Origin of the sequence: Priestia sp. FSL P4-0332 (assembly GCF_038005845.1) — a bacterium.
GTDB lineage: Bacteria > Bacillota > Bacilli > Bacillales > Bacillaceae_H > Priestia.
The window spans coordinates 718,195-740,124 of the sequence record NZ_JBBOUA010000001.1 but is presented as its reverse complement, the minus strand read 5'-3'; the positions used below and the strand labels follow the sequence as shown (position 1 = coordinate 740,124).

General features: G+C 38.0%; 25 protein-coding genes and 1 tRNA gene. 14 read left to right on the top strand and 12 right to left on the bottom strand.

What is annotated here, in order from left to right:
• Positions 1-275: 275 nt before the first annotated feature.
• From MKY06_RS03920 to MKY06_RS03910, 3 genes are all read right to left on the bottom strand, one after another.
• The gene (locus tag MKY06_RS03920; RefSeq protein WP_013055471.1) at positions 276-905 is read right to left on the bottom strand and encodes a copper homeostasis protein CutC; all 630 of its coding nucleotides are present in this window, start codon (positions 903-905) and stop codon (positions 276-278) included.
• 64 nt (positions 906-969) lie between these two features.
• Entirely contained in the window at positions 970-2,415 is a 1,446-nt protein-coding gene (locus MKY06_RS03915; RefSeq protein WP_098278235.1) for a DEAD/DEAH box helicase, read from the bottom strand.
• 168 nt (positions 2,416-2,583) lie between these two features.
• Positions 2,584-2,655: transfer RNA gene (locus MKY06_RS03910), tRNA-Val, on the bottom strand.
• A gap of 130 nt (positions 2,656-2,785) precedes the next feature.
• Here MKY06_RS03910 and MKY06_RS03905 point away from each other — a divergent pair.
• Complete coding sequence (locus MKY06_RS03905) at positions 2,786-3,397, top strand: DsbA family oxidoreductase (RefSeq protein WP_029324791.1); 612 nt, start codon at positions 2,786-2,788, stop codon at positions 3,395-3,397.
• Positions 3,398-3,417: 20 nt separating this feature from the next.
• On the top strand, positions 3,418-4,173 hold the full coding sequence (locus tag MKY06_RS03900) for an arylamine N-acetyltransferase family protein (RefSeq protein WP_013055468.1): 756 nt from the start codon (positions 3,418-3,420) through the stop codon (positions 4,171-4,173).
• A gap of 27 nt (positions 4,174-4,200) precedes the next feature.
• Here MKY06_RS03900 and MKY06_RS03895 read toward each other — a convergent pair whose 3' ends face one another.
• Positions 4,201-4,650 carry an Lrp/AsnC family transcriptional regulator gene (locus tag MKY06_RS03895; protein ID WP_013055467.1) on the bottom strand — a complete coding sequence of 150 codons (450 nt, stop codon included), beginning with the start codon at positions 4,648-4,650 and terminating at the stop codon, positions 4,201-4,203.
• Positions 4,651-4,822: 172 nt separating this feature from the next.
• Here MKY06_RS03895 and MKY06_RS03890 point away from each other — a divergent pair, with 172 nt between their 5' ends.
• Positions 4,823-5,443 (top strand): YitT family protein, encoded by a 621-nt coding sequence (locus MKY06_RS03890; protein WP_029324789.1) that lies wholly within the window; start codon positions 4,823-4,825, stop codon positions 5,441-5,443.
• 38 nt (positions 5,444-5,481) lie between these two features.
• Here MKY06_RS03890 and MKY06_RS03885 read toward each other — a convergent pair whose 3' ends face one another.
• The 5 genes from MKY06_RS03885 to gnd form a co-directional block, all read right to left on the bottom strand.
• Positions 5,482-6,093 (bottom strand): DUF1349 domain-containing protein, encoded by a 612-nt coding sequence (locus MKY06_RS03885; protein WP_013055465.1) that lies wholly within the window; start codon positions 6,091-6,093, stop codon positions 5,482-5,484.
• A 154-nt stretch (positions 6,094-6,247) separates the two neighbouring features.
• On the bottom strand, positions 6,248-7,576 hold the full coding sequence (locus MKY06_RS03880; protein WP_013055464.1) for a GntT/GntP/DsdX family permease: 1,329 nt from the start codon (positions 7,574-7,576) through the stop codon (positions 6,248-6,250).
• 270 nt (positions 7,577-7,846) lie between these two features.
• Positions 7,847-9,373 (bottom strand): NCS1 family nucleobase:cation symporter-1, encoded by a 1,527-nt coding sequence (locus MKY06_RS03875; protein ID WP_097813387.1) that lies wholly within the window; start codon positions 9,371-9,373, stop codon positions 7,847-7,849.
• Between the two features lie 278 nt (positions 9,374-9,651).
• Positions 9,652-11,193: a gluconokinase gene (gene gntK / locus MKY06_RS03870; protein WP_013055462.1), complete on the bottom strand. Its 1,542-nt coding sequence runs from the start codon at positions 11,191-11,193 to the stop codon at positions 9,652-9,654.
• Between the two features lie 25 nt (positions 11,194-11,218).
• Positions 11,219-12,118: a phosphogluconate dehydrogenase (NAD(+)-dependent, decarboxylating) gene (gnd, locus tag MKY06_RS03865; protein WP_013055461.1), complete on the bottom strand. Its 900-nt coding sequence runs from the start codon at positions 12,116-12,118 to the stop codon at positions 11,219-11,221.
• A gap of 150 nt (positions 12,119-12,268) precedes the next feature.
• On the opposite strand from gnd, the gene MKY06_RS03860 reads away from it, so the two are divergent.
• Entirely contained in the window at positions 12,269-13,114 is an 846-nt protein-coding gene (locus tag MKY06_RS03860; RefSeq protein WP_013055460.1) for a MurR/RpiR family transcriptional regulator, read from the top strand.
• A gap of 169 nt (positions 13,115-13,283) precedes the next feature.
• Positions 13,284-13,763, top strand: coding sequence for a GNAT family N-acetyltransferase (locus MKY06_RS03855; protein WP_013055459.1), 480 nt, complete (start codon positions 13,284-13,286; stop codon positions 13,761-13,763).
• Positions 13,764-13,888: 125 nt separating this feature from the next.
• On the opposite strand, the gene MKY06_RS03850 is transcribed toward MKY06_RS03855, so the two are convergent.
• Positions 13,889-14,425 (bottom strand): phosphatidylglycerophosphatase A family protein, encoded by a 537-nt coding sequence (locus MKY06_RS03850; RefSeq protein WP_013055458.1) that lies wholly within the window; start codon positions 14,423-14,425, stop codon positions 13,889-13,891.
• Between the two features lie 172 nt (positions 14,426-14,597).
• On the opposite strand from MKY06_RS03850, the gene MKY06_RS03845 reads away from it, so the two are divergent.
• The 5 genes from MKY06_RS03845 to MKY06_RS03825 all read left to right on the top strand — a co-directional run bounded on the left by MKY06_RS03845 (position 14,598) and on the right by MKY06_RS03825 (position 17,674).
• Positions 14,598-14,984, top strand: coding sequence for a hypothetical protein (locus MKY06_RS03845; RefSeq protein WP_029324785.1), 387 nt, complete (start codon positions 14,598-14,600; stop codon positions 14,982-14,984).
• Positions 14,985-15,146: 162 nt separating this feature from the next.
• A complete protein-coding gene (locus MKY06_RS03840) occupies positions 15,147-15,872 on the top strand; it encodes an alpha/beta hydrolase (RefSeq protein ID WP_013055456.1) in 726 nt (241 codons plus the stop codon).
• An 82-nt stretch (positions 15,873-15,954) separates the two neighbouring features.
• Positions 15,955-16,467 (top strand): YjcG family protein, encoded by a 513-nt coding sequence (locus MKY06_RS03835; RefSeq protein ID WP_013055455.1) that lies wholly within the window; start codon positions 15,955-15,957, stop codon positions 16,465-16,467.
• 5 nt (positions 16,468-16,472) lie between these two features.
• Positions 16,473-16,907 carry a GNAT family N-acetyltransferase gene (locus tag MKY06_RS03830; RefSeq protein WP_013055454.1) on the top strand — a complete coding sequence of 145 codons (435 nt, stop codon included), beginning with the start codon at positions 16,473-16,475 and terminating at the stop codon, positions 16,905-16,907.
• Between the two features lie 89 nt (positions 16,908-16,996).
• Complete coding sequence (locus MKY06_RS03825) at positions 16,997-17,674, top strand: DUF421 domain-containing protein (RefSeq protein WP_029324783.1); 678 nt, start codon at positions 16,997-16,999, stop codon at positions 17,672-17,674.
• A gap of 76 nt (positions 17,675-17,750) precedes the next feature.
• On the opposite strand, the gene MKY06_RS03820 is transcribed toward MKY06_RS03825, so the two are convergent.
• Positions 17,751-18,002: a hypothetical protein gene (locus MKY06_RS03820; protein WP_029324782.1), complete on the bottom strand. Its 252-nt coding sequence runs from the start codon at positions 18,000-18,002 to the stop codon at positions 17,751-17,753.
• A gap of 385 nt (positions 18,003-18,387) precedes the next feature.
• Between MKY06_RS03820 and MKY06_RS03815 the strand changes: the two genes are divergently transcribed.
• On the top strand, positions 18,388-20,706 hold the full coding sequence (locus tag MKY06_RS03815; protein WP_078081471.1) for an ATP-dependent helicase: 2,319 nt from the start codon (positions 18,388-18,390) through the stop codon (positions 20,704-20,706).
• 117 nt (positions 20,707-20,823) lie between these two features.
• Here MKY06_RS03815 and MKY06_RS03810 read toward each other — a convergent pair whose 3' ends face one another.
• Positions 20,824-20,997 (bottom strand): hypothetical protein, encoded by a 174-nt coding sequence (locus tag MKY06_RS03810; RefSeq protein WP_155727962.1) that lies wholly within the window; start codon positions 20,995-20,997, stop codon positions 20,824-20,826.
• A gap of 86 nt (positions 20,998-21,083) precedes the next feature.
• On the opposite strand from MKY06_RS03810, the gene MKY06_RS03805 reads away from it, so the two are divergent.
• The 3 genes from MKY06_RS03805 to MKY06_RS03795 are packed head-to-tail and all read left to right on the top strand — an operon-like array spanning position 21,084 to position 21,890.
• Positions 21,084-21,365, top strand: a complete 282-nt coding sequence (locus MKY06_RS03805; protein WP_340960251.1) for a hypothetical protein — start codon at positions 21,084-21,086, stop codon at positions 21,363-21,365.
• Complete coding sequence (locus tag MKY06_RS03800; RefSeq protein WP_335550459.1) at positions 21,352-21,513, top strand: hypothetical protein; 162 nt, start codon at positions 21,352-21,354, stop codon at positions 21,511-21,513. Before MKY06_RS03805 ends, MKY06_RS03800 begins: the two co-directional genes overlap by 14 nt.
• 5 nt (positions 21,514-21,518) lie before the next feature.
• On the top strand, positions 21,519-21,890 hold the full coding sequence (locus MKY06_RS03795) for a M48 family metalloprotease (RefSeq protein WP_306471709.1): 372 nt from the start codon (positions 21,519-21,521) through the stop codon (positions 21,888-21,890).
• Positions 21,891-21,930: the final 40 nt, after the last annotated feature.

Here is a 21,930-nt window from a genome sequence, read left to right as displayed (position 1 = left end):
ATAACTAAATGAATCCAACCTAAAGATGAACAAATGAGATAGATGAGCTGGACTGCTTATTACACCGCAGTTGATTTCCGTGCAAGGCTTCGCTTTCCGCGGGCGGCCGCTGAGCCCGCAGGAGTCTTCGCCTTGCCCTCCAATCACCTGCTAGAAGGAACGAAACAGATGAAACTATATTCACCATCAAAAAAAACGAACCACGAATCAAACATATTGATTAATGGTTCGTTTTTCACTTGGACTAAAATGCTTTTGTCCCAGCCTCTTTTTATTTAAGGAGATAAATCTCCTACAATTTTTGTTCCGTGTAATTCAGCTGCTTTTGTTTCTTTCATAACCCGCTCTGCGTTGCCTTCATGAATTCCTCCGCCGGGCAAAATAATAATACGTTCATTAGCATATGTGATCAATTCTCGGATCATATGCAGATTTTGCAAAGCAGATCCTTTCCCTCCTTTGGTCAAAATACGGTCTGCTCCCAATTCACTAAGTATATCAATGGCTTTGTATTTATCTTTAATCTCATCAAATGCCATATGAAACGTAACGCTTAAAGGATGAGCTTCTGCTATTAACTCTTTAGTGCGTCCGTAATCGATTTCAGCTTCTTCTGTTAAAATGCCAAATACTACTCCGTTTACTCCAAGGTCTTTACATGCTTTAACGTCTTTTTTCATAATTTGAAATTCTGCTTCGGAATATATAAAATCACCGCTTCTTGGGCGAATAATCACGTTGATATCTGTATCAAGATGTTCGCTTGCATATTGAATGGTGCCGTAACTTGGCGTAGTGCCTCCTTGACTGAGATTGTCACATAATTCAATGCGGTCTGCTCCTAGCTTCTCTGCTTTTTTTGCCTGCTCATACCCTTCTACACACGCTTCTTTTATGTACTTCATACTCTCAACTCCTTTATTGGCTGTATAAATAAAGCCCATCTTTAAAAAGATGGACTTCCCTCTGCTATTTAATCGCTTTATGAACTTTTAATTTCTTTCCTTTAATTGTCTTGTTCTTCATTGCTTGTAACACTTTGGTACCTTTTCCATTCAGAATCTCCACATAAGAGACGTTTTCTTGAATCGTAATAATTCCAATATCGTCCGCGGTTACTCCGTCTAATTTCGCAATTGTTCCTACAAAATCGACCGCTCGAATTTTCTTTTTCTTTCCTCCGTTAAAATACAGCTTCATAATGTCTTTATTTAATGACTCGCTTTTATCTTTTTTAACTTCTGGACGCTCATTAATTTTTTCAGTAAAAGCGGATGCTGCCTGCTGTACTTCTTCTTTAGAAGGAGGAGTAGATGTTGGAATTGAAAAGCCGATATATTCCTCAATTTCCGATAGCATTCTCTTTTCATAAGGCGTTACAAATGTGATAGCCTTCCCTTTTTTACCGGCACGTCCCGTTCTTCCTGTACGGTGAACGTAGCTTTCTTTTTCTAACGGAAGATCGTAGTTAATAACGTGTGTGATATTATCAATATCAATTCCTCTCGCAGCTACATCTGTCGCCACTAAATAGCGGAATTTACCTTTTTTGAAATCATTCATAACCTCAAAACGGTCTTCTTGCACCATTGCCCCGTGAATTTTATCACAAGGATACCCAAAATCATCTAAATCATCTAACAGCGTATTTACCTGCTCTTGCGTGCGGCAAAAAATGATGCAGCTGTCAGGGTTTTCTACTGTGGTTACGTCTTTCAGCAGTTCAAATTTATGTTCGTTTTCTACTGATATAACAGAATGGTCAATCGTACTTGTCGTTAATCCATTTGCTTTGATTTCAACATCAACCGGCTTTTTCATATACTTGCGAGAAAGCTCTTCAATATCTTCAGGAAGCGTAGCGGAGAAAAGCATCGTTACACGCTCACTAGGAAGATGTTGAATAATTGCTTCTACTTGGTCAATAAAACCCATATTTAGCATTTCATCTGCTTCATCAATAACCAAATAACGAATTTTCTCTAATGCAAGCGTTTCTTTTTCTATATGATCAAGCACTCGTCCAGGCGTACCTACAACAATATGTGTTTTTTGCTTTAACTCTACTTTTTGCTTGGCAAATGGTGATTTTCCGTAGACAGCTGCTGCTTTAATTCGCTTAAAACGGCCGATATTAGTAATATCTTCTTTTACCTGCGCAGCCAGCTCTCGTGTCGGTGTTAACACTAAGGCCTGGGGCTTATTTTCTTCCCAATTAACTAATTCACACAGTGGAATACCAAAGGAAGCCGTTTTTCCACTTCCTGTTTGAGACTTCACGACCACATCTCTTTCTTCTAGCGCGATGGGAAGTACCTTGCTTTGTACTTCCGTGGGATGATTGTATTGCAGGCTAGAAAGCGCCTTAGCTACCTTGTCACTAAGACCATATTGACTAAAACTTCTTTGATTCATTTTGTACCCTCATTTATTTTAAATTAGTGATTATCTTTATCATGACCTGATGCACTATGTTTCATTATACTTTAATTCTTCTATACGCGCTCAAGATTTAATATAGCATTGATTTGTCAAACAAAAGAGAAAAGCCGCTCTCTTATTAATAAGAAAACGGCTTTGGTATGAGCGATGAGGGATTCGAACCCCCGACCCCATCCCTGTCAAGGATGTATTCTCCCACTGAACTAATCGCTCGTGATATGTATTGACTTTATTATAGAAAGAGTTATCCAATTTTGTCAACTATTTTTCCACAGTTCCCAAGTTGGAAGGATCGTCTTTACTTTTGATAAAATAAAAACATGCCATAAAGGAGCGTGACGGGATGAAAGCGCATATTGAATTTTATTTTGATTTTGTCTGTCCACTATGTTTTCTAGCCACTAAGCCTTTAAGAGAAGTCATTAAAGAACAAAAAGCTGAGATTGAATGGAAGCCTTTTGAACTTTGTCCTGAGCCAGCCCAGCAGATGGAGCAAATAGAAGATTTTTTAGAGAGACCTTGGAATCAATCGATAGCTCCCTTAGCACAACAGCTGCACGTAGAAATAAATATGCCGGACATGCCTCCAGTCCCGCGCACTCATTTAGCACATGAAGGCTTTCATTTTGCTAAAAAACATGGTCAAGAAATTGCCTATATAGATGCTGTTTTTAAAGCTTATTGGGAAGAGGAAAAAGATATTAGCCAGATTGAAGTCTTAGCAGAAATCGCTGATTCCTTGCATTTAGATCAAGAAATATTTACACGTATCTTAAAAGACCGGACGTTCGAACAAGTTCATAAAGATAGCTTAGTTCATGCGTATGAAGATGCTCATGTAACGAAAGTACCAACTTTAAAAATTGGCAGCCGTGTATTTCAAGGATTCGCTTCCAAAGAAACACTTGAAAAAGCGCTGTTCCATGAACGTTCTGCTAAAGACAGAGAGAAATGATTTACTAAGAGGTGCATTTGATGAATATTAATTATTATTTTAGTCGGTTTTTAGCTAAGAAACCGGATAGCCCAACGTATGAAAGCTTAGCTGCTTTACAGAACAAACACATGCTTCATGTTCCTTTTGAGAACTTAGATGTTCTGTCTCAAACCCCTATCATAATTGATTTAGAACGAATTTTTCAAAAAGTAATTGTAAATTTGCGTGGAGGATTTTGCTACGAATTAAACGGTCTATTTGGCTGGCTGTTAAAAGAAAGCGGATATGAAGTCTCTTACGTTTCAGCTACCGTCAAAAAACCCGACGGCACGTGGACCATTGAAGGAAGTCACGCTACAAACCTTGTGATGGTTGAAAATCAATCTTACATCGTAGACGTTGGATTCGGAGATTCTGTGCGCAAACCAATGCCTCTAAATGGCGAAGTAGTAAGAGATGTAAGCGGCTCTTATCGTATGACAAACGTTGCTGAGCATATGTATGATTTGCAGCGATGGGAAGATGATGTATGGAAAACGCTGTACCGTGTGTCTACGCTTCCTAAGAAACTGACTGACTTTACTCCCATGTGTGAGTTCAATCAAACGTCAGCCGATTCTCCGTTTGTACACAAACGTCTTGTTACGATCGCAACCCCTATAGGGCGCATTACCCTATCTGGTGAAACGCTAACTGTAACAGATGGAGAAAAAAAGACGAAAAGGAACGTTTCAGAAGAAGAAATACCTGATATTTTACAAAATCATTTTTATATTATTAAAGGATTTTATTAATATCTCCTTACACGAAAAACCGGCCTCTTATGGGGCCGGTTTTTGTACAGGAGTAATCATCCTGTTTTCTACAGGCGACTTTAAAATAATTGAGGTATTCACATTTCCATAAGGAATCAGTTCATCCACTAGCATTCTAAGTCCATCCATTCCAGACACGGCTGCTTTGATAAAGTAAGAAACCGGTCCAGTTACGCGATGACATTCAAGCACGTCTTCATTTTGCTCAATAAAGTCTTCAAATTCCTCCGGTTTTCTTTTTAATTCGCTTACTTGAATAAACAGCTGTGTATCTCTTCCTAAAGCTTTCGGAGACACCGTAGCGCTAAAACGCTGGATCACTCCTCGTTCCTGAAGACGCTGAAGTCTTTCTGATACGCTTGGACGGCTAAGAGCCAGCTTTTTTGATAAATCACTAATCGTCATACGTCCGTCCCTTTGCAAAATAGACAATAGTTGTGCATCGATTTGATCCATACAAACCTTTCCTTTCAAAATGAATATAATAAATAAAATCTTTATTCAAGTTGATAACAGAACAAGTATTATTTCCTTCATTTATACATGTGTTTTCTTTATTTAATATCCTATCATTAAAGTAGATGATTGAAAATGAAAATTCCGAAAAAACAAACAAAGGGGTTTATTTATGAAAAAAGTTTTATGGATTATTCTTGGATGTACGATTGCAAGTATTGGTGTTCTTATCTTGCGGCACTCTCACGTAGTGACGGGGGGAACAGCTGGTCTGTCTCTTAGCTTATCATATGCCCTTCCCTTATCGTTTGCGGTGATCTTTTTTCTCATTAATATTCCTTTTTATCTCTTTTCCTTCTTTCAAATGGGATGGAAATTTACCGCCACAACTATAGGATCAGTGTCTTTGCTATCGCTTCTCACTTCACTCGATCACTTGCTTCCTTCTTTTACACTTCCCAGCCTGATGGGTGCTGTTACGGGCGGACTAATTGCCGGCCTTGGCTTATCCATTTTATTTATGAACGGAGCTTCTCTCGGCGGTGCTAATATTCTAGCGTTATTCGCACAGCGAAAATTCGGCTGGGATCCTGGAAAAGTGAATTTTTCATTTGATTTCCTTGTCGTGCTGTCGAGCATGTATTCAATTGGACTTTCAAAAGGAATTTTCTCTGTTATATCCATTGCTATTACAGGTTTTGTCATCAGCTACTTCAAGCAAAAAATTGCTTTACACAATCAACCGACATCCGCTTCTGCCACACAGCCTTTAGATAATGCGCTTTCTAAATAAAAACCACGATTTAGCTGTGGCTAAATCGTGGTTTTTATTTACATTTTTTCTACTTTTATAAAATCAAATTGGGCTTCATACCCTGCTCCTTGAGGACTGCAGGCATAAATACCAACTTGAACAGGTTCTTTGGCTGAGTTCAATAAGTGAGCGAGTCGGAGCTGAGTCCAAGAATCTCCATCACTTGAATAACAAACGGTGTAATCATCGTTTTTACGCTGAATTTTAAAATAAAGCGCTGATTTGTTTTGAGTAAAATTTTGACTGGACCAATCTGAGAAGCCCTGGTTGGTTACGACTGCTCCTAATTGGTTAGGACCATCGGGATTGTATTCAACTGACGTTTTGATCCACGTATCTTTTGATACACGAATCATGAGACCTGCTTGATCGTAGCGATTAACTGGATATGTATGCACCTTTGTCATGATTTCAAAGTCGCCTTCTACTTCACGGTAAAGAAAGTGTCCATTGTCCGCTTCAAAGCCATAATGAGTACGCTGCCAAAAATCCGTTTTAGCGTCTGTTTTAATCACTAATCGATTCGTTTCTGTGTCAATTTGAAATTGAGCTGGTGGACAATACCAAGAAACGTCTGAATCTAATTTTCCTTCTGAAAAGTTTGTGAAAAATACTAGTTGATTACTCACTCTCTGTCATTCCCTTCTTAGAAGCTATTATTCTTCTATTTCTATTTTGCCATAATTTAACGAATAAATAAAATATTTTGATTATTTTTCTTGTAAATTCTTTTCTTTCATAAAAAAATAAGACTCTTTTACATAGAGTAAAAGAGTCTTATTTTTAAATTAATGCATTTAGAATAAGTGCTCCTGCAAAAGCAATAAAGGATAGAAGCGTTTCCAGAACGGTCCATGTTTTGAACGTTTCTTTCACTGTTAATCCTAAATACTCCTTCACCATCCAGAAGCCAGCATCATTAACGTGAGAGAACATTAGTGAACCCGCACCCGTAACGATAACAAGCAGTTCTAAGTTAACACCGGACATGTGCTCAATGATTGGGGAGACAATACCAGCCGCTGTTGTTAATGCAACTGTTGCTGAACCTGTAGCAATACGGATTAATCCAGCAATTAAAAATGCAAGCACAAGTGGTGATAGAGATAGATGTTCAGACATTTGACCAATCGTTGTACCTACTCCGCTATCAATTAATACTTGTTTGAAGCCACCCCCTGCACCAATAATTAAGACAATAGATCCTACAGGAAGCAAACATTCTTCCGTTAGTTTTTTAATCACATCTTTTGTCATACCTTGACGTTTTCCAAGCAGGTAAAACGCTGCAAAACAAGCAATTAAAAGTGCAATTAATGGACTTCCTATTAATTCTACAAACTTCACTACGCCGCTTGGCAATCCGTTAATAACAGGTGCTATAGCTGCTAAGACCATTAATAGAACGGGCAGTAAAATGACAAAGAATGAAACGCCTGTACCAGGAAGATCTTTTGATGTTGTCGTAACACGAATTAGATCAGGTTCTCCTTCTGGAATCACTCGTTTGTGAATCCATTTTGCAAAAACTGGTCCAGCGATAACTGCAGCTGGAATTGAAATGATTAATGCGTATAAAAGCACTTTCCCCGTATTTGCTCCGTAAATACTAATAGCTGCCATCGCTCCTGGATGAGGAGGAACGAGACCGTGAACAATTGATAATCCTGCAATAACCGGCAGAGCAATCAATAATATATTTTGTTTTGTCGTTTTATGAATGGAAATAACTAAAGGCAGTAGAATTAAAATTCCTACTTCGAAGAAAACAGGAATACCAATAATGAAACCTGCTACTAGCATCGCCCATGGCAGTCTTTTCACACCGAATATTCTTACGAAATAATCCGCTACCTGCATGCCGGCACCTGAATCGGCCATCAGCTTACCTAAAATTGTTCCCAACGCTAAAATTCCTACTAAGTGGCCTAAAACACCGCCCACTCCCGTTTCGTAAGCGCCAACAATTTTATCCATTGATAACCCAGAAGCAATTGCCAAAAACAAACTCGCAACCGTTAAACTAATAAACGCATGCCATTTAAAAACTGAAACACCTACAATAACAATAACAATTGCGGCAACTGTAATAGCTAATAAGTATGCATCCATCTTGCTTTCCACCTTCCCTTTAAGTAAACGCTTTCTCTATGTAGCAAAAAAGCTCTACACCCTGTGAATTTTTTAAAAAATAAGTTCCAATTATCGAAATCGTTTACATCAATTATTTTAGAAAACGATTTCATTTTTTTATTACTTAAATTATATGAAAAAAAAATTCTTAAATCAACAAAAAAACTCAAAAAAATTTTATCAATTTTCTTCCATACAATTTTAACTCATAAAAAAATCCAATCATGTTAATGATTGGATTCATCTTATTTATTTGGTGATGGTTGGATCAGCCGTTTGACTGTCGATAATCGGTTTTTCGCTTGTTTTTAACGTTATTTCTTCATATTCCCCCGGCGCTAATACGCTTTTATCTCCTTTCATGAGATACGTGTAAACGATGATAGAAATGAATAGACCAAATGTCCAGGCATTATCCCATAAAAAGCGCAGTCCAGGAATCAGTAAGCCTAAAACGGGTATGGCCACGCCAATTACTAATGCATAAATACCGTTTTTATTAAAACCTGTTGAATAACTGTAGCGACCGTTTACCTCATATAAATCCTTTAATGCCATCTGTCTCCTTCTTACAAGCCAGTAGTCAGCAATGGCGATGCCGTCTATAGGGCCAAGCAGCGCTCCGTATGTTCCAAGCCAGCCGAAAATATAGTTCCCGAAATTAGACATGATGTACCATGGCTGAAGTAAAATAGCAAAAATACCGGTCACTAGCGCCCCCATCGCAAACGTGATTTTCTTTGGATTCAGATTCTCAATTGCACGAGCTGGCGCGACGATATTTGCTCCCACATTAATCGTTAAAGAAGAAAGCACGATAACGATTGTTCCTAAGAAAATGATAAACGGAGGGAATTTAGCTACTAAGGCCACTGGATCCCAAATAGCTTCTCCAAATATAACGATTGTTGCTGAGGTAACAGCAATCCCAATAAATGAAAAAATACTCATTGTCAACGGTAAAGAGAAGGTTTGTGCAACCATTTGAGATTTCTGACTTCTAGCATATCGACAGAAATCCGGAATGTTCAAAGCGAGCGTCGCCCAAAATGCAATAACTCCCGTTAAAGCTGGGAAAAATACGGCTAGAAATTCTCTGGTTGATGTAAATTTAGAAGGCGTAGATAAAATGGGGCCCCACCCTCCCGAGTTTGTATAAGCCCATATAAAAAGAATAATAGCTGAAATACCAATAACCGGAGCAGCAATCGCTCCTAACACTTTAATCGCTTGCGGTCCTTTATATGCTACTCCTACATTTAAAAGCCAAAAAAGAGCAAATACAATGGCTGTATGACCAGCTAAACCGTTCCAAGACGAAAACGAAGCGCTTAGGAGCGTATCAATTGCTTCCGTTCCAATCCATGTATTAATTCCAAACCACCCAGCAGCCACAATGGCCCTAGCCAGTGCTGGGATATGTGCTCCTTTATCTCCAAACCACAGGCGGGCAAATACTGGATAAGGAATGCCAAACTTGGTTCCAGCGTGAGAATTAAGCAAAATAGGAATAAGAACAATAACATTTCCTAAAAAGATTGTACCAATTGCTTGCCACCAGTTCATTCCAAGCGTCATCATTCCGCTCGCCATTGTGTAAGCTGGAATACACAGACACATCCCAATCCAAAGCGTGGCAAAGTTAACTCCTTTCCAAGAATGCTCTTTCATCGTAGTCGGACGTAAATCCTCATTCCAAAGGTCACTGCCGCTCAGCTGGTTGTGCGTCTCATCTGTGAGCGTCACAATTCCATCTTGCTCAATTTGTGTTTTCATCCATAAAACCCCTTTTCATAAAATAAGTTCATTCCAAAAAACAAATTTTGTTTGAATTTTCTGAAATATAAAGGCGTTTGTGACGATTCCTTCTAGTATGTGATAAATACTAACGTTATCCCTTATTATATTTAATGCGAAACGGGGATACACTGGACAAATTGTAACATTATTTGAGGGAACTTTTATATATTGTGTAGTGTCAACTCTTTTTGTTGTTAGATAACCTAACACACAAAAAATCATCGCTTGAAAACTTCAAGCGATGATTTTTAAACTTAATGTACATATTTTTTTTGAAAAGCCGTAATGCTTTCGTATTCTTCTTTAAATAAGCGAGCCAAACGAATATAGATAGCCGTTAACTCTTTATATACTTCACTGTTTTCTTTGATTGGATAATGATGATTAGTCGCTCCAACCATATCAGAAACAACGTTTAATGAGTCAACTTCGCCAAGGCTATATAAGCCAAGGATAACTGCTCCTAGACATGAACTTTCAAAACTTTCCGGCACGGATACTTCTTGGTTAAAGATATCTGCCATCATTTGACGCCAAAGTGCGGAACGTGCAAATCCGCCTGTTGCCTGAATTTTTGTAGGCTCTCCAATTAACTCTTCAAGTGCCAATAATACTGTATACAAGTTAAAAATAACGCCTTCTAATACAGCACGAATCATATGTTCTTTTTTATGATGCAAACCTAGGCCAAAGAATGAACCTTTAGCATTTGCATCCCAAAGCGGCGCACGCTCTCCTGAAAGGTATGGATGAAACAATAAGCCGTCCGCTCCCGGTTTCACTAAAGCCGCAATATCCGTTAATACTTCATACGGATCTTTTCCAAGGCGTTTAGCTGTTTCTACTTCAGACGCTCCAAACTGATCGCGAGCCCATCTGAAAATCATACCTCCGTTATTTACTGGGCCGCCAATTACCCAGTGGTCTTCTGTCAACGCATAACAGAAAATACGACCTTTAGGATCGACTACTGGCTTGTCAGTCACTGCTCGAATAGCTCCGCTTGTCCCGATTGTCACAGCAACAACGCCTGGTTCAATTGCATTTACGCCTAAATTTGATAATACACCGTCACTTGCACCTACAATAAAGGGCGTATCCGGAAGTAAATGCATGTCAACTGCAAGCTCTGGGTTTAACCCTTTTAACTGATGCATTGTTGAAACAGGAGTAGATAACTGATCGGTTGTAACACCTGCTACTTTAAGTGCTTCTTCATCCCACGCAAGATTTTTCAGATTAAACAAACCCGTTGCTGATGCAATCGAATAGTCGATAACATATTCGTTAAACAACTTAAAGAATACATATTCTTTAATCGAAATAAACTTATGCGTTCCCTTCACTAATTCAGGCTGTTCATTAGAAAGCCATGTTAGCTTGGAAAGCGGCGACATCGGATGAATAGGCGTACCCGTACGCAAATAAATTTCATGACCATTGTATTCATTTTTAATTTTTTCCGTCCATTCTGCACTTCTATTATCCGCCCACGTGATACATTTTGTCAGCGGTTTTCCCTGCTGATCAACGGCAATAACACTGTGCATAGCTGAGCTGAATGAAACGCATAAAATATCCTCAGGTTTTACATCGCTCGTTTTTACAACCGTTTGAATTGTACGTACAACTGCTTGAAAAATTTCTTCAGGATCTTGCTCAGCCATCGCGGGCGTCGGCGAGTATAATGGATACTCAATCCCATGATTCGCAATGACTGTACCGTCTACTGAAAACAATACAGACTTTGTACTCGTTGTTCCGATATCTACACCTATTGCATATTTTTTGCTCATGCTGCTGTCCCCCTACTTTACTACTTTACTTATTTACAACACCGTGGCCGCCGAATTCATTTCGAAGTGCTGCTACAACTTTTCCTGTAAATGTATCTTCCTCTAATGAACGATAGCGCATCATTAGCGATAAAGCAATAACAGGAGTTGCCGTTTGAAGATCAAGAGCAGTCTCTACGGTCCATTTCCCTTCGCCAGAAGACTGCATGACTCCTTTAATACTGTCTAGTTTAGGATCTTTTGAAAACGCATTTTCCGTTAGTTCCATCAACCAAGAACGAACAACAGATCCGTTATTCCAAACGCGTGCTACGGCTTCATAGTCGAAATCAAATTGACTTTTTTCCAGAACTTCAAATCCTTCAGCAATGGATTGCATCATTCCATATTCTACACCATTGTGAACCATTTTTAAAAAGTGACCGCTTCCGCTTTTACCTGCGTACATAAATCCATTTTCTACGCAAATATCATTAAAAATTGGTTCAATTGTACGGAATACTTCCGCATCTCCCCCGATCATTGTACACGCTCCATTTCTTGCGCCTTCCATTCCGCCGCTTGTCCCTACATCAAAGAAGTAAATACCTTTTTCCTGAAGATCCTGAGCACGTCGAACAGATTCTTTATAATTAGAGTTTCCTCCATCTATTATAATATCTCCTTCTGACAGAAGTTCTTTTAGTTCTGTAATAACATTTTCCGTTACTTCTCCAGCCGGAACCATAATCCATACAACTTTAGGTGAAAGAGGAAGTTCATTGACTAACTCTTCAACAGTAAAGGCGCCAGTTGCTCCTTCATTTGAAAGTTTTTCTACCGCTTCTTTATTTACATCATAAGCTACTACTTCATGATGGTTGTCCATTAAATTTAATGATAAATTATATCCCATTTTTCCTAAACCGATTAATCCAATTTTCATTTTACAAACTCCCTTTGAAAAAAAATTTCACATTACCTCCATTATACGAATTATTTTTCATTTTGCAATCGTTTACAAGAAAATTTTTTTCACTCATATTTTTGTGCTATACTCTTTTTACTACTAAATTCGTGGAAAGGAACATCAGTTATGACGCAAAATTGCTTAGGAAAAATTCGTTCTCACTATGCTAGATTCAGTGAAAAAGAGAAAAAAATAGCAAATTATATTTTAGAACAGCCGGAACAAATTATTCACAGTACCATTAACGAAGTGGCAGACGATTTAAATGTAGCTGATGCAACAGTCTTTCGCTTTTGTAAACGAATTGGCTTCAAGGGCTATCAAGCGATGAAAATAGCGCTGGCTGCTGAAATTATGACGCCTATTCAGCAGATTCACGAGGAAATTGCTGAAACGGATAATGAAAAAACGATTGCTGAAAAAATCTTTCGCTCCAATGTGCGAACGCTTGAAAATACATTACAAATACTAGAAAGCAACGCTATTGAAAAAGCCGTTAAACTTCTTATGAAGGCGGATAAAGTTCAGTTTTATGGCACGGGCGGTTCTTCCGTAGTGGCTATGGATGCTTTTCATAAATTTGTTCGAACAGGAATTAAAACGTTTGCATTTATTGATTCCCACTTCCAGCTTATGTCCGCTTCTCAATTAACAAAACAGGATGTAGCGGTAGTGATTTCTCATTCTGGAACAAATAAAGACACGATGAACATTTTAAATACAGCAAAAGCGAACGGTGCCAAAACGATCGGCATTACGGGTTTTCCAAAATCTCCATTAAGCCAAAATGTCGATGTTTCTCTTTATACGAGTTCAGAAGAAACAGAATATCGCTCTGAAGCTCTTGCCTCGAGAATTGGACAGCTAAGCCTCATTGATGCTTTGTACGTTAATGTAATGATTGCGAATAAAGATGCCTCTAAACACTCGCTTGAAAAAGTACGCGATGCCATTGCTGAAACTAGAATTTAATGTTTCGCCCTTATATATTCTTCAACTATAACACCAAACAGAGCATAGAATATATGCTCTGTTTAGTGCAGTTCTTCGCTTAAAATTTTCAGGTTTTAATTCTCATTTAACATTTTCTAAGTTACTACATATGATAAAGCACAACTTTTAAAAAGTAGGTGAAGTGTGTATGGATATTATCTATCGCACTGCAAAACTAGATGATTATACAGAAGTAAATAAAATATTAGGGGAATCACTAGAACTCCACGCAAATGCGCTTCCTTCTATGTTTGATAATCAAATGGCTGTTTTATCTCCGGAACAATATCAAGCTACTCTTTATTATGCAACCATTGATATTCTTGTAGCTCAATATCGAAATCAAATTATTGGGGCGTCTGTTGTTGAATTAAAATATAACCCTCCCACCACATTAGCTCCTCTTTCCTACACAGCGTACATCCAATATTTTGGCGTTAAGAAAGGCTTTCAAAATTATGGCGTCGGAAAAGGTCTTTTTTCTGCTACAAAACAGTGGGCTGTACAAAAAGGAGCAAATGACCTCCAGCTTACCGTATGGGCATTTAACGAGAAAGCACGTGCTTTTTATGAAAGTCTGGGGCTGAAAAACTTAAGCTACCTTATGACTACTTCACTACAGCCATAAATCGTTCTATTAACGGAGACTAGACACGTAGGTGATACGTGCCTAGTCTCCGTTATTCAAATAAAAGACTAAATCATTTCGACGCGTTAATTTACGCAGCTTATATACATACTAAAAGAAGTTTATTACGTAGCCGGATTGCCTTCTTGCAGCTGTTCTTGTTCATCACGCTGACGGTGAGCTAAACGACTTGCCGCACTAGAAGCTACGCTCGCTACTAAATCATCTAAAAAGGTATTAACTCCTTTTTCTTTTTTACAGTCCAGCTTTTCAATAATGCCTACTTTTACTTTATCTAAATAGCCAAAGGTCGTCACAGCGATACTGCCATAGGTTAAAACGGCACCAAGAGCAATCGTTTCGTCAACACCAAACAACCCTTCGTCTTGTTCTACAATACTTTGAAGAGGTTCTGATAATTTATTTTGCTCAGCTAACTTATCAAGTTCGATTCCAACTAGAAGCGCATGCTGAATTTCTCTCTTTTGCAGTACTCTTTCTACGCTTTCAGCGCATTCCTGAATGGTTAGAGCTGGATGATAAGGAAGCTGTAAATCATACACAATTTCAGCAATATCCAAAACTGTTACGCCACGCTCTTCTAGCAAATCAAATGTTGCCTTTGCTACTTCTTTGCTCGTTGGGATTTTTTTCGCTGTCATGTCTCTCTCTCCTTTTCAAGTTGTTGTCTCTCTTTATACTAAATTCGATGAGAGGCGCTAAAAACCTTTTTTGTTCATCTGCCTGAGTTCATAAACTCGTCACATATCTCTTTAGGCGCTCATTACATTTACTTGCTATAATGAAATTATCTAATCAGGAGGTTTGTCTACTGTGGAAGAAAAACAAAGTAAATTTAGCAGAGGCTTATTATTATTTTTCATTGGCGCAACAGCCCTTTTCTTTATCGTCTTAATCGTTCTGTTTCTCATGTCTACTTTTGGAAAAAGCGAAAAAGAAGCCGTAGCTCTTCTAGCAGGGAATCACTACGCTATCGTTAAGGAAGAGAATTCATATACTCTTTATGATCAAAAAGAAAACAAGCCTATTTTAGAAGATGTAAACGGCTATTTCGGTGCTCGCAATATCCGAAGTTATGTAAAAAATGACACAGAATTGGTTTCGATTGATGAAAAAGAAGAAGAATATACGAAGAAGCCGCTAGAAAAAGCCAGCCAAGCGGAAAAAGCTATGTTTAAAAAAATGAAAAAATTAGATTAACCAAAAGCGCTTCAGTCGATTCTGAAGCGCTTTTTTAATGACGCATGCCTCTTTCTCGTCATTCGCTAAAAAATTCGTTACAATAAAATAAAGAACGGTTATTAGAAAATGTGTTACAATAAAGGTAACGCTTTCATTCAAATGCATAGGAGTCGATTATTCATGTCAGAAAGTAAGCGGAAGTTAGAAGAAATTTCTTTTTATAGTGACGCACTGCAAGAAGATGTCACGTTACTAGTCTATTTGCCGTCAAACTATTCTACGCTCTATAAGTATTCCTTACTTATTGCCCAAGACGGAAAAGATTATGTTATGTACGGACGGACACCTCGTTTAATTGATGATTTAATGAACGAGTCGGAAATCGATCGTACTATTTTTGTTGGAATTCCATATAAAAGCGTGGAAGACAGACGTGATAAGTATCATCCAGAAGGAAATCAAGTAGATGCTTACATTCGCTTTTTAGCACATGAACTTGTGCCATTTTTGGATAAAACATATCCTACATATCAAATGGGAAAATCACGTGTTCTAATTGGTGATTCGCTTGCTGCTACAGTTTCACTGCTGACGGCCATTGCGTATCCTCACACGTTCGGGAAAGTAATTATGCATTCTCCTTTCGTGAACGATGCTGTATTACAAACGGTCAACTCATTTGCTTCTCCTTCACTTCTGGATTTGTATCATGTTATTGGAACTGAAGAAACGGCTGTCAAAACAACACAAGATGGTATATTGAATTTTATTGAGCCTAACCGCCTGTTGCACGAACAAATGAAGCAGCGTGGATATTCTGTTTTCTACGAAGAATTTAATGGAAATCATACGTGGAAATACTGGCAAAAAGACGTAAAGCGGTCGCTTCAATATATGTTGAAGTAGAAAGATATCATATTTTTTGAAAATTTGTTATAATAAGCTCGCTTTATACATATTTTATGATCTTACTTTGGAGGGATTTTTTATGAAATTTGGCGTTGTACTTTTTCCATCTAAAAAATTGCAAGATGTAGCGAATTCTTATCGAAAGCGCTATGATTCTCACTATTCATTAATTCCGCCTCATCTTACATTAAAAGAAGTCTTTGAAGCTACAGAAGACCAAATTGATGAAATTGCGGCTAACTTGCGTAAAATTGCCGAAGAAACAAATCCATTTACATTAAATGTAACGAAAGTAAGCTCATTTTCACCAGCCAATAACGTTATTTACTTAAAAGTGGAACAAAAGCCAGAACTGACGTCACTTTACAATAAACTTCATGAAGGCAATCTTGAACAGCCAACTGAATATTCATTTATTCCACATATTACAATTGGTCAACGCCTTTCAGATGATGAGCACTTAGATGTGTATAGCCAGTTGAAACTTGTGGATGTCGCTCATGAAGAAACAGTGGATCGCTTTCATTTAATGTACCAGCTTGAAAATGAAACATGGACTGTGTTTGAAACATTTCGTCTTGGAAAGGGATAAGATACGTGAACATCAAGGTACTAACGAACAAACAAGATCATTCTGATGCTTACTTCGTACGTCAAAAAGTATTTGTAGAAGAACAGCAGGTTGATGTAGAGCAAGAAATCGATGAATACGATTCTGAAGCCCTGCATTTAGTTGTATACAAAGGAACTGCACCAATTGGTGCAGGACGCTTCCGTATGGTAGAGGACTATGGAAAAGCCGAACGAATCTGCGTTCTTTCTTCTTATCGAAAAGACGGTGTAGGAAAGCTTTTGATGGATAAGTTAGAAGAGCTCGCAGCAGAGCATGAGATTGAAAAGATTAAGCTGCATGCTCAAACGCATGCGGAAGGATTTTATAAAAAGCTAGGCTACGTAACGGTTTCGGGTGAGTTTATGGATGCTGGAATTCCACATGTAGAGATGGTAAAGAAACTAAGTAAAAAACACTAGGAATTGAACCTGGTGTTTTTGCTTTTTTAAAGGATAAGAACCTTCGCTTTGCTTATACTAATACCTAATCATGTGAATTAGGTGAAAATATGGATGAACTTATCGGAATTGCACTAGAACTCTTTATCGGATTTATCTGCTTGTTTATTTTAACTAAATTTTTAGGCAGAGCGACGATCACTCAGCTTACCACTTTTGATTTTATCTCTGCTCTTGTATTAGGAGAGTTAGTAGGAAATGCGTTATATGACTCAGAAGTAGGAATAGGCAAAATTTTATTTGCTGTTATCTTTTGGGGAGCGCTTATTTATGTCACCGAAGTTGTTACTCAAAAAAATATTCGCCTGCGCTTGTTTTTAGAAGGACGGCCATCTATTATTATTCGAAAAGGGAAAATTTCGTACAAAGAACTTAGCAAAAATCGATTAGATATCGATCAGCTTCTTCATATGCTTCGTTCAAAAGACATATTTTCCATTCGTGAAGTTGAATATGCGATTTTAGAAACAGATGGATCACTAAGCGTATTGCCAAAATCTGATTATGCTAAGCCAACAAGAAGCGACCTGCAGCTCCCTCCTTCTGAACCTGTTTTATCTATCGCCTTCGTCAGTGATGGACGTTTGCTTTTGAAAAACTTGATTCAGTCAGGCTTTGATGAAGACTGGCTAAAGACACAGTTGAAAAAACAGGGATTTACCGATTATAAACAGGTGCTTTATGCTGAATGGCAGCAGGGCAGTACTCTTTTTATTGAATCTTACTAAGGTGTTTTTTACTTGTTCATTACTTTGTGAAAAAATCGTGAGCGCATTTATTCTGCTGCGTTCACGATTTTTTCTATTATGCCCGTGTATTAATCACTAGGCCCTTATTTGTCAGCTTGCTGTATACACGCTCTGCTGCTTGAAGCTTTTTTCGCTTTTGTACTGAACTTGGCGTCAATTCCAGTGAGTGAGAACGCGATTCAAACTCTTCGTCAAAGCTTTTTTTCTCAATAGGCCAAATACGATTTGAAAAAGAAGCATTATTTTTTTGAAGGCGATTTGCATATTGAATAGATTGATAAGGCGTGACGGGCAGTATATATCCCATATGAACCCTCCTCTTTTTCAAGATACCTTCTACTCCCAGACCTCAGTATTTTTCTCAAGAAGTATCGAAATTGAAACAGCTCACTTAAATCCTCTACTTTAGACTTGTTCAAAACAGATGACGCATTGTATCTATACCGCCTTTTTTGAACATATGCGAGGTCTTATTCAATATATACCCTTTTTTACATCCTATCCCTCCAAAAATATCCGTGCTCTTTTTAAAAAAAGGTGATTTTGATATGATAGACTTTGACTATAAAACAAAAACTGTGCGTATACACACATCTATATCGATGTAGAACGAGAGCGGCTTCTTGCTTTAACTCCCTCTTATTTACTATTTACTATTGATTATTCATGTTTTAAAAAGGAGGCCATGTTTTTTGCAACGTGCACTTTATCAAAATCAGATACTTAATCTTGCTATAACGGCTAGAGACCGATTTCAATATTTATATGAAGCTAGTCTTCGAGGAGAAATAACGTGTGCTCACTGCGGAGAACCAGTTAAATTATATCTGGGGATTGAGCATTCTCCTTACTTTTATCATGCTCAAGTTCCCCATGAAAGAGAAGAGTGTTCAGACACACTATCAGAAACAACAGCTGTGCAACAAATAAAAGAAAATCCGGCTGAATACAGAGAAACCAATGGATTTCGTATTCCTAAAGGACGGGCTATTGGTGAGAAAAGTTCAACTGTAAAAGAGAAAGCGACATGGAGGTCTTCCGCACCTTTTTCAAGTGTTCCTGCTTTTCGCTTAAAACCAGCTGTTCCTAAACACTCTGACTCTCCTTATTTAAATGAATTCAAAGAGAGCGGTATTGAATTAGATTCGAACCAATGGAAAGCTGTTACACATTCAGAAGGACCGCTCCTTATTCTAGCCGGTGCAGGCAGCGGAAAAACGCGTGTATTAACAGCTCGCACCGCATATATGATACAAGAAAAACAAATTGATCCAAAATCCATTATGCTGGTGACTTTCACGGCTAAATCAGCTAAAGAAATGAAAGAACGATTGGCTACATACCCAAAGATGTCCGGCTTACATCTTCGTCAAATGCTAGTTGGAACTTTTCACAGCATTTTCTTACGTATGATTGTTCATCATAATCCTCAAGCGTGGCAAATGGACCGCCTGCTAAAATGGGATTGGCAAAAAGAACAGATTGTGAAAGAAGCAGCAAGAGAGCTCCACGTGGATGAAAAAGATTTTCCGTTTGATCAGGCACTTCAGCAAATCGGCTATTGGAAAAACACGCTTGTTGGCGTGAAAGACGTTCGCCCAAAGGACAAATGGGAACAAGATGTGCACTTTTTATATCGTCGCTATGAAGAAGTCAAAAAGCAAAAACAGCTATTCGATTTTGATGACATGCTGTATGGATGTTATGAAATGCTAAAACAAAATCCCGATTTACTAACTCGTTATCAAAAAAGGTTTCGCTATTTTTTAATTGACGAATTTCAAGATATCAATAAAGTTCAATATAAAATTATGAAAATGCTAAGTGAAGACTCTAAAAACTTGTGTGTCGTAGGAGATGATGATCAATCAATTTACGCTTTCCGCGGAAGCGACCCTTCGTTCATTTTAAACTTTGAAAAAGATTTTGCTAATACAACTGTTATTACGTTAAACCAAAATTATCGTTCAGCTCACGCCATCGTTTCTTCCGCTAATAAAGTCATTGCACGAAATACAGCGCGACGACAAAAAGAAATGGCTGCCCAGTTTGATAATGAGTTGCCACCTACATTCTTCTTTCCATACGACGAAGAAGAAGAAGCAACAATGATTGTAACGGATATGAAAGAAAAGATTAAGCAAGGGGCTTCTCCAACTGAATTCGCGGTCTTGTACCGAACTCACGCTTCTTCACGCGCCATCTTTGAACGTTTATCGCAGTCAAACCTGCCATTTTCAATCGAACAAGATGCGGATTCGTTTTATAAAAGACGAATGGTTCGAAGTTTACTTTCATTTCTACGCTTGAGCGTGAATCCAAATGACGCAAGTTCGCTACAAGATTTAGTAAACGCACTCTTTTTAAAGAAAACAGCAGTCAATGACTTAAAAGCAGCAAGTATTCTTCATGATGGTACATTTATTGATGCACTTGAATATCTTCAAGATTTAAAACCGTTTCAGCAAAAAAAGCTCAAGAAAGTAATTCCTTTATTCAAGTCGCTAAAATCAATGTCTCCTTCTTTGGCACTTGAGACGATTTCTAAAGATATGGGATTCGATGATTTTGTCAAAAAACGCGGAAATGAAGGAAATATGATGGAAAAAGGTTCGGATGACGTGCGGGATTTAAAAGTTGTAGCACGTAAATTCAAAACCGTACCTGAACTTTTAGAGCATGTGGATCATATGATTGCCATGAACACAGAGATGAAAGCTTTAAGCAAGCAATTTAATGAAAGTATTCAGCTAACCACAATTCACCGAGCAAAGGGTCTTGAATATAAGCATGTATACGTACTGAGCAGCGTAGATGGCGGATTGCCTCATGATTATGCACTCGAAGCTTATCGAGGCGGAGATGATGTGCCGCTTCAAGAAGAACGCCGCCTTTTATATGTAGCAATGACGCGTGCACAGAATTCACTTTACTTATCTGTTCCGCAAACTAGAAGAGGTAAAACTGCTTATCCTTCAAGATTCCTGAAGTCGTTTATAAAAAAAGTATAAAGGAAAAAGAGGCTGGGACAAAAGTATTTTAGTTAAATTGAAGTACGAACTGTTAATCAGAATTATTGATTAACGGTTCGTATTTTTTATTGTCATATAAATGTAGATTTAATATGTTTAGTTGCTTCTAGCTGTTGATTGGAGGGTGAGGCGAAGACTCCAGCGGAAAGCAAAGCCTTGCACAGAAATCAACAGCGGTGTAACAAATGATTCACACAAGCTCATGTACCCAATTGGCTCGTCTTTAAATTGGATTGATTTCGTTACGTCTAAACTTCTATTATTAACCAAATATTCCACCAAGAGGTAGATATTCATAAATAGATGCGTTACACTACGTTATGTACTGTACTACTATATTTTAGGGGGCTCCATTATTGAACAAAAAGCTTATTCATGAAAATGAAAAGATTTTTTTCATTCTGTGTATGGTTATCAGCTTATTAACCTATTTCTTTTTAATCATTTCACTCATTGGTATTATCTACCTTGTAATTGGTTTTTTAATTACATTTATACTCCACGGCTTCTCTATTGCTCAAATTCGCAATAATGGAGTTAGATTGACAGAAAAGCAGTTCCCGCACACTTATCATCAGGCAAAACAGTTATCTTCAGGCAAAACAGTTATCTTCAGAGCTGGATTTGGAGCTGCCTGATATTTATATTGTTCAATCAGGCGGCTTGTTAAACGCGTTTGCTACACGTTTTTTTGGACGACACTTTGTCGTTTTATACTCGGACATTGTTGAAATGATTGAAGATAATCAAGAAAAAGACCTTTCTTTTATTATTGCCACGAATTAGTTCATATCAAACGTAAGCATACACTCTACCACTCACTTATTCTACCTGCTCTTTGGGTTCCTTTTTTAGGAAAAGCTTACTCTAGGGCCTGTGAATATACGTGTGATCGCATAGCTACCGTTGCGATTGGTGATGCAAAAGCTGCCACTCAAGCACTCACTATACTTGCGGTTGGTCATTGTCTAAATAAAAAAGTAAATCAGGAGGAATTTGTTCATACGCACTCACAGGAAAAAGGTTTTTTTATGTGGTTGAATCAAGCTACTTCAACTCACCCCCCTATCGCTCATCGTATTAAAGAAATTAATTACTTAGCACAGCATCCGGAACTGTTTGATCTTGATTCTAACGCGTTTCAAACAAATGAAATTGCATAAATGGAAAAAAGCCCTGACGTGTCAGGGCTTTATATAAAAA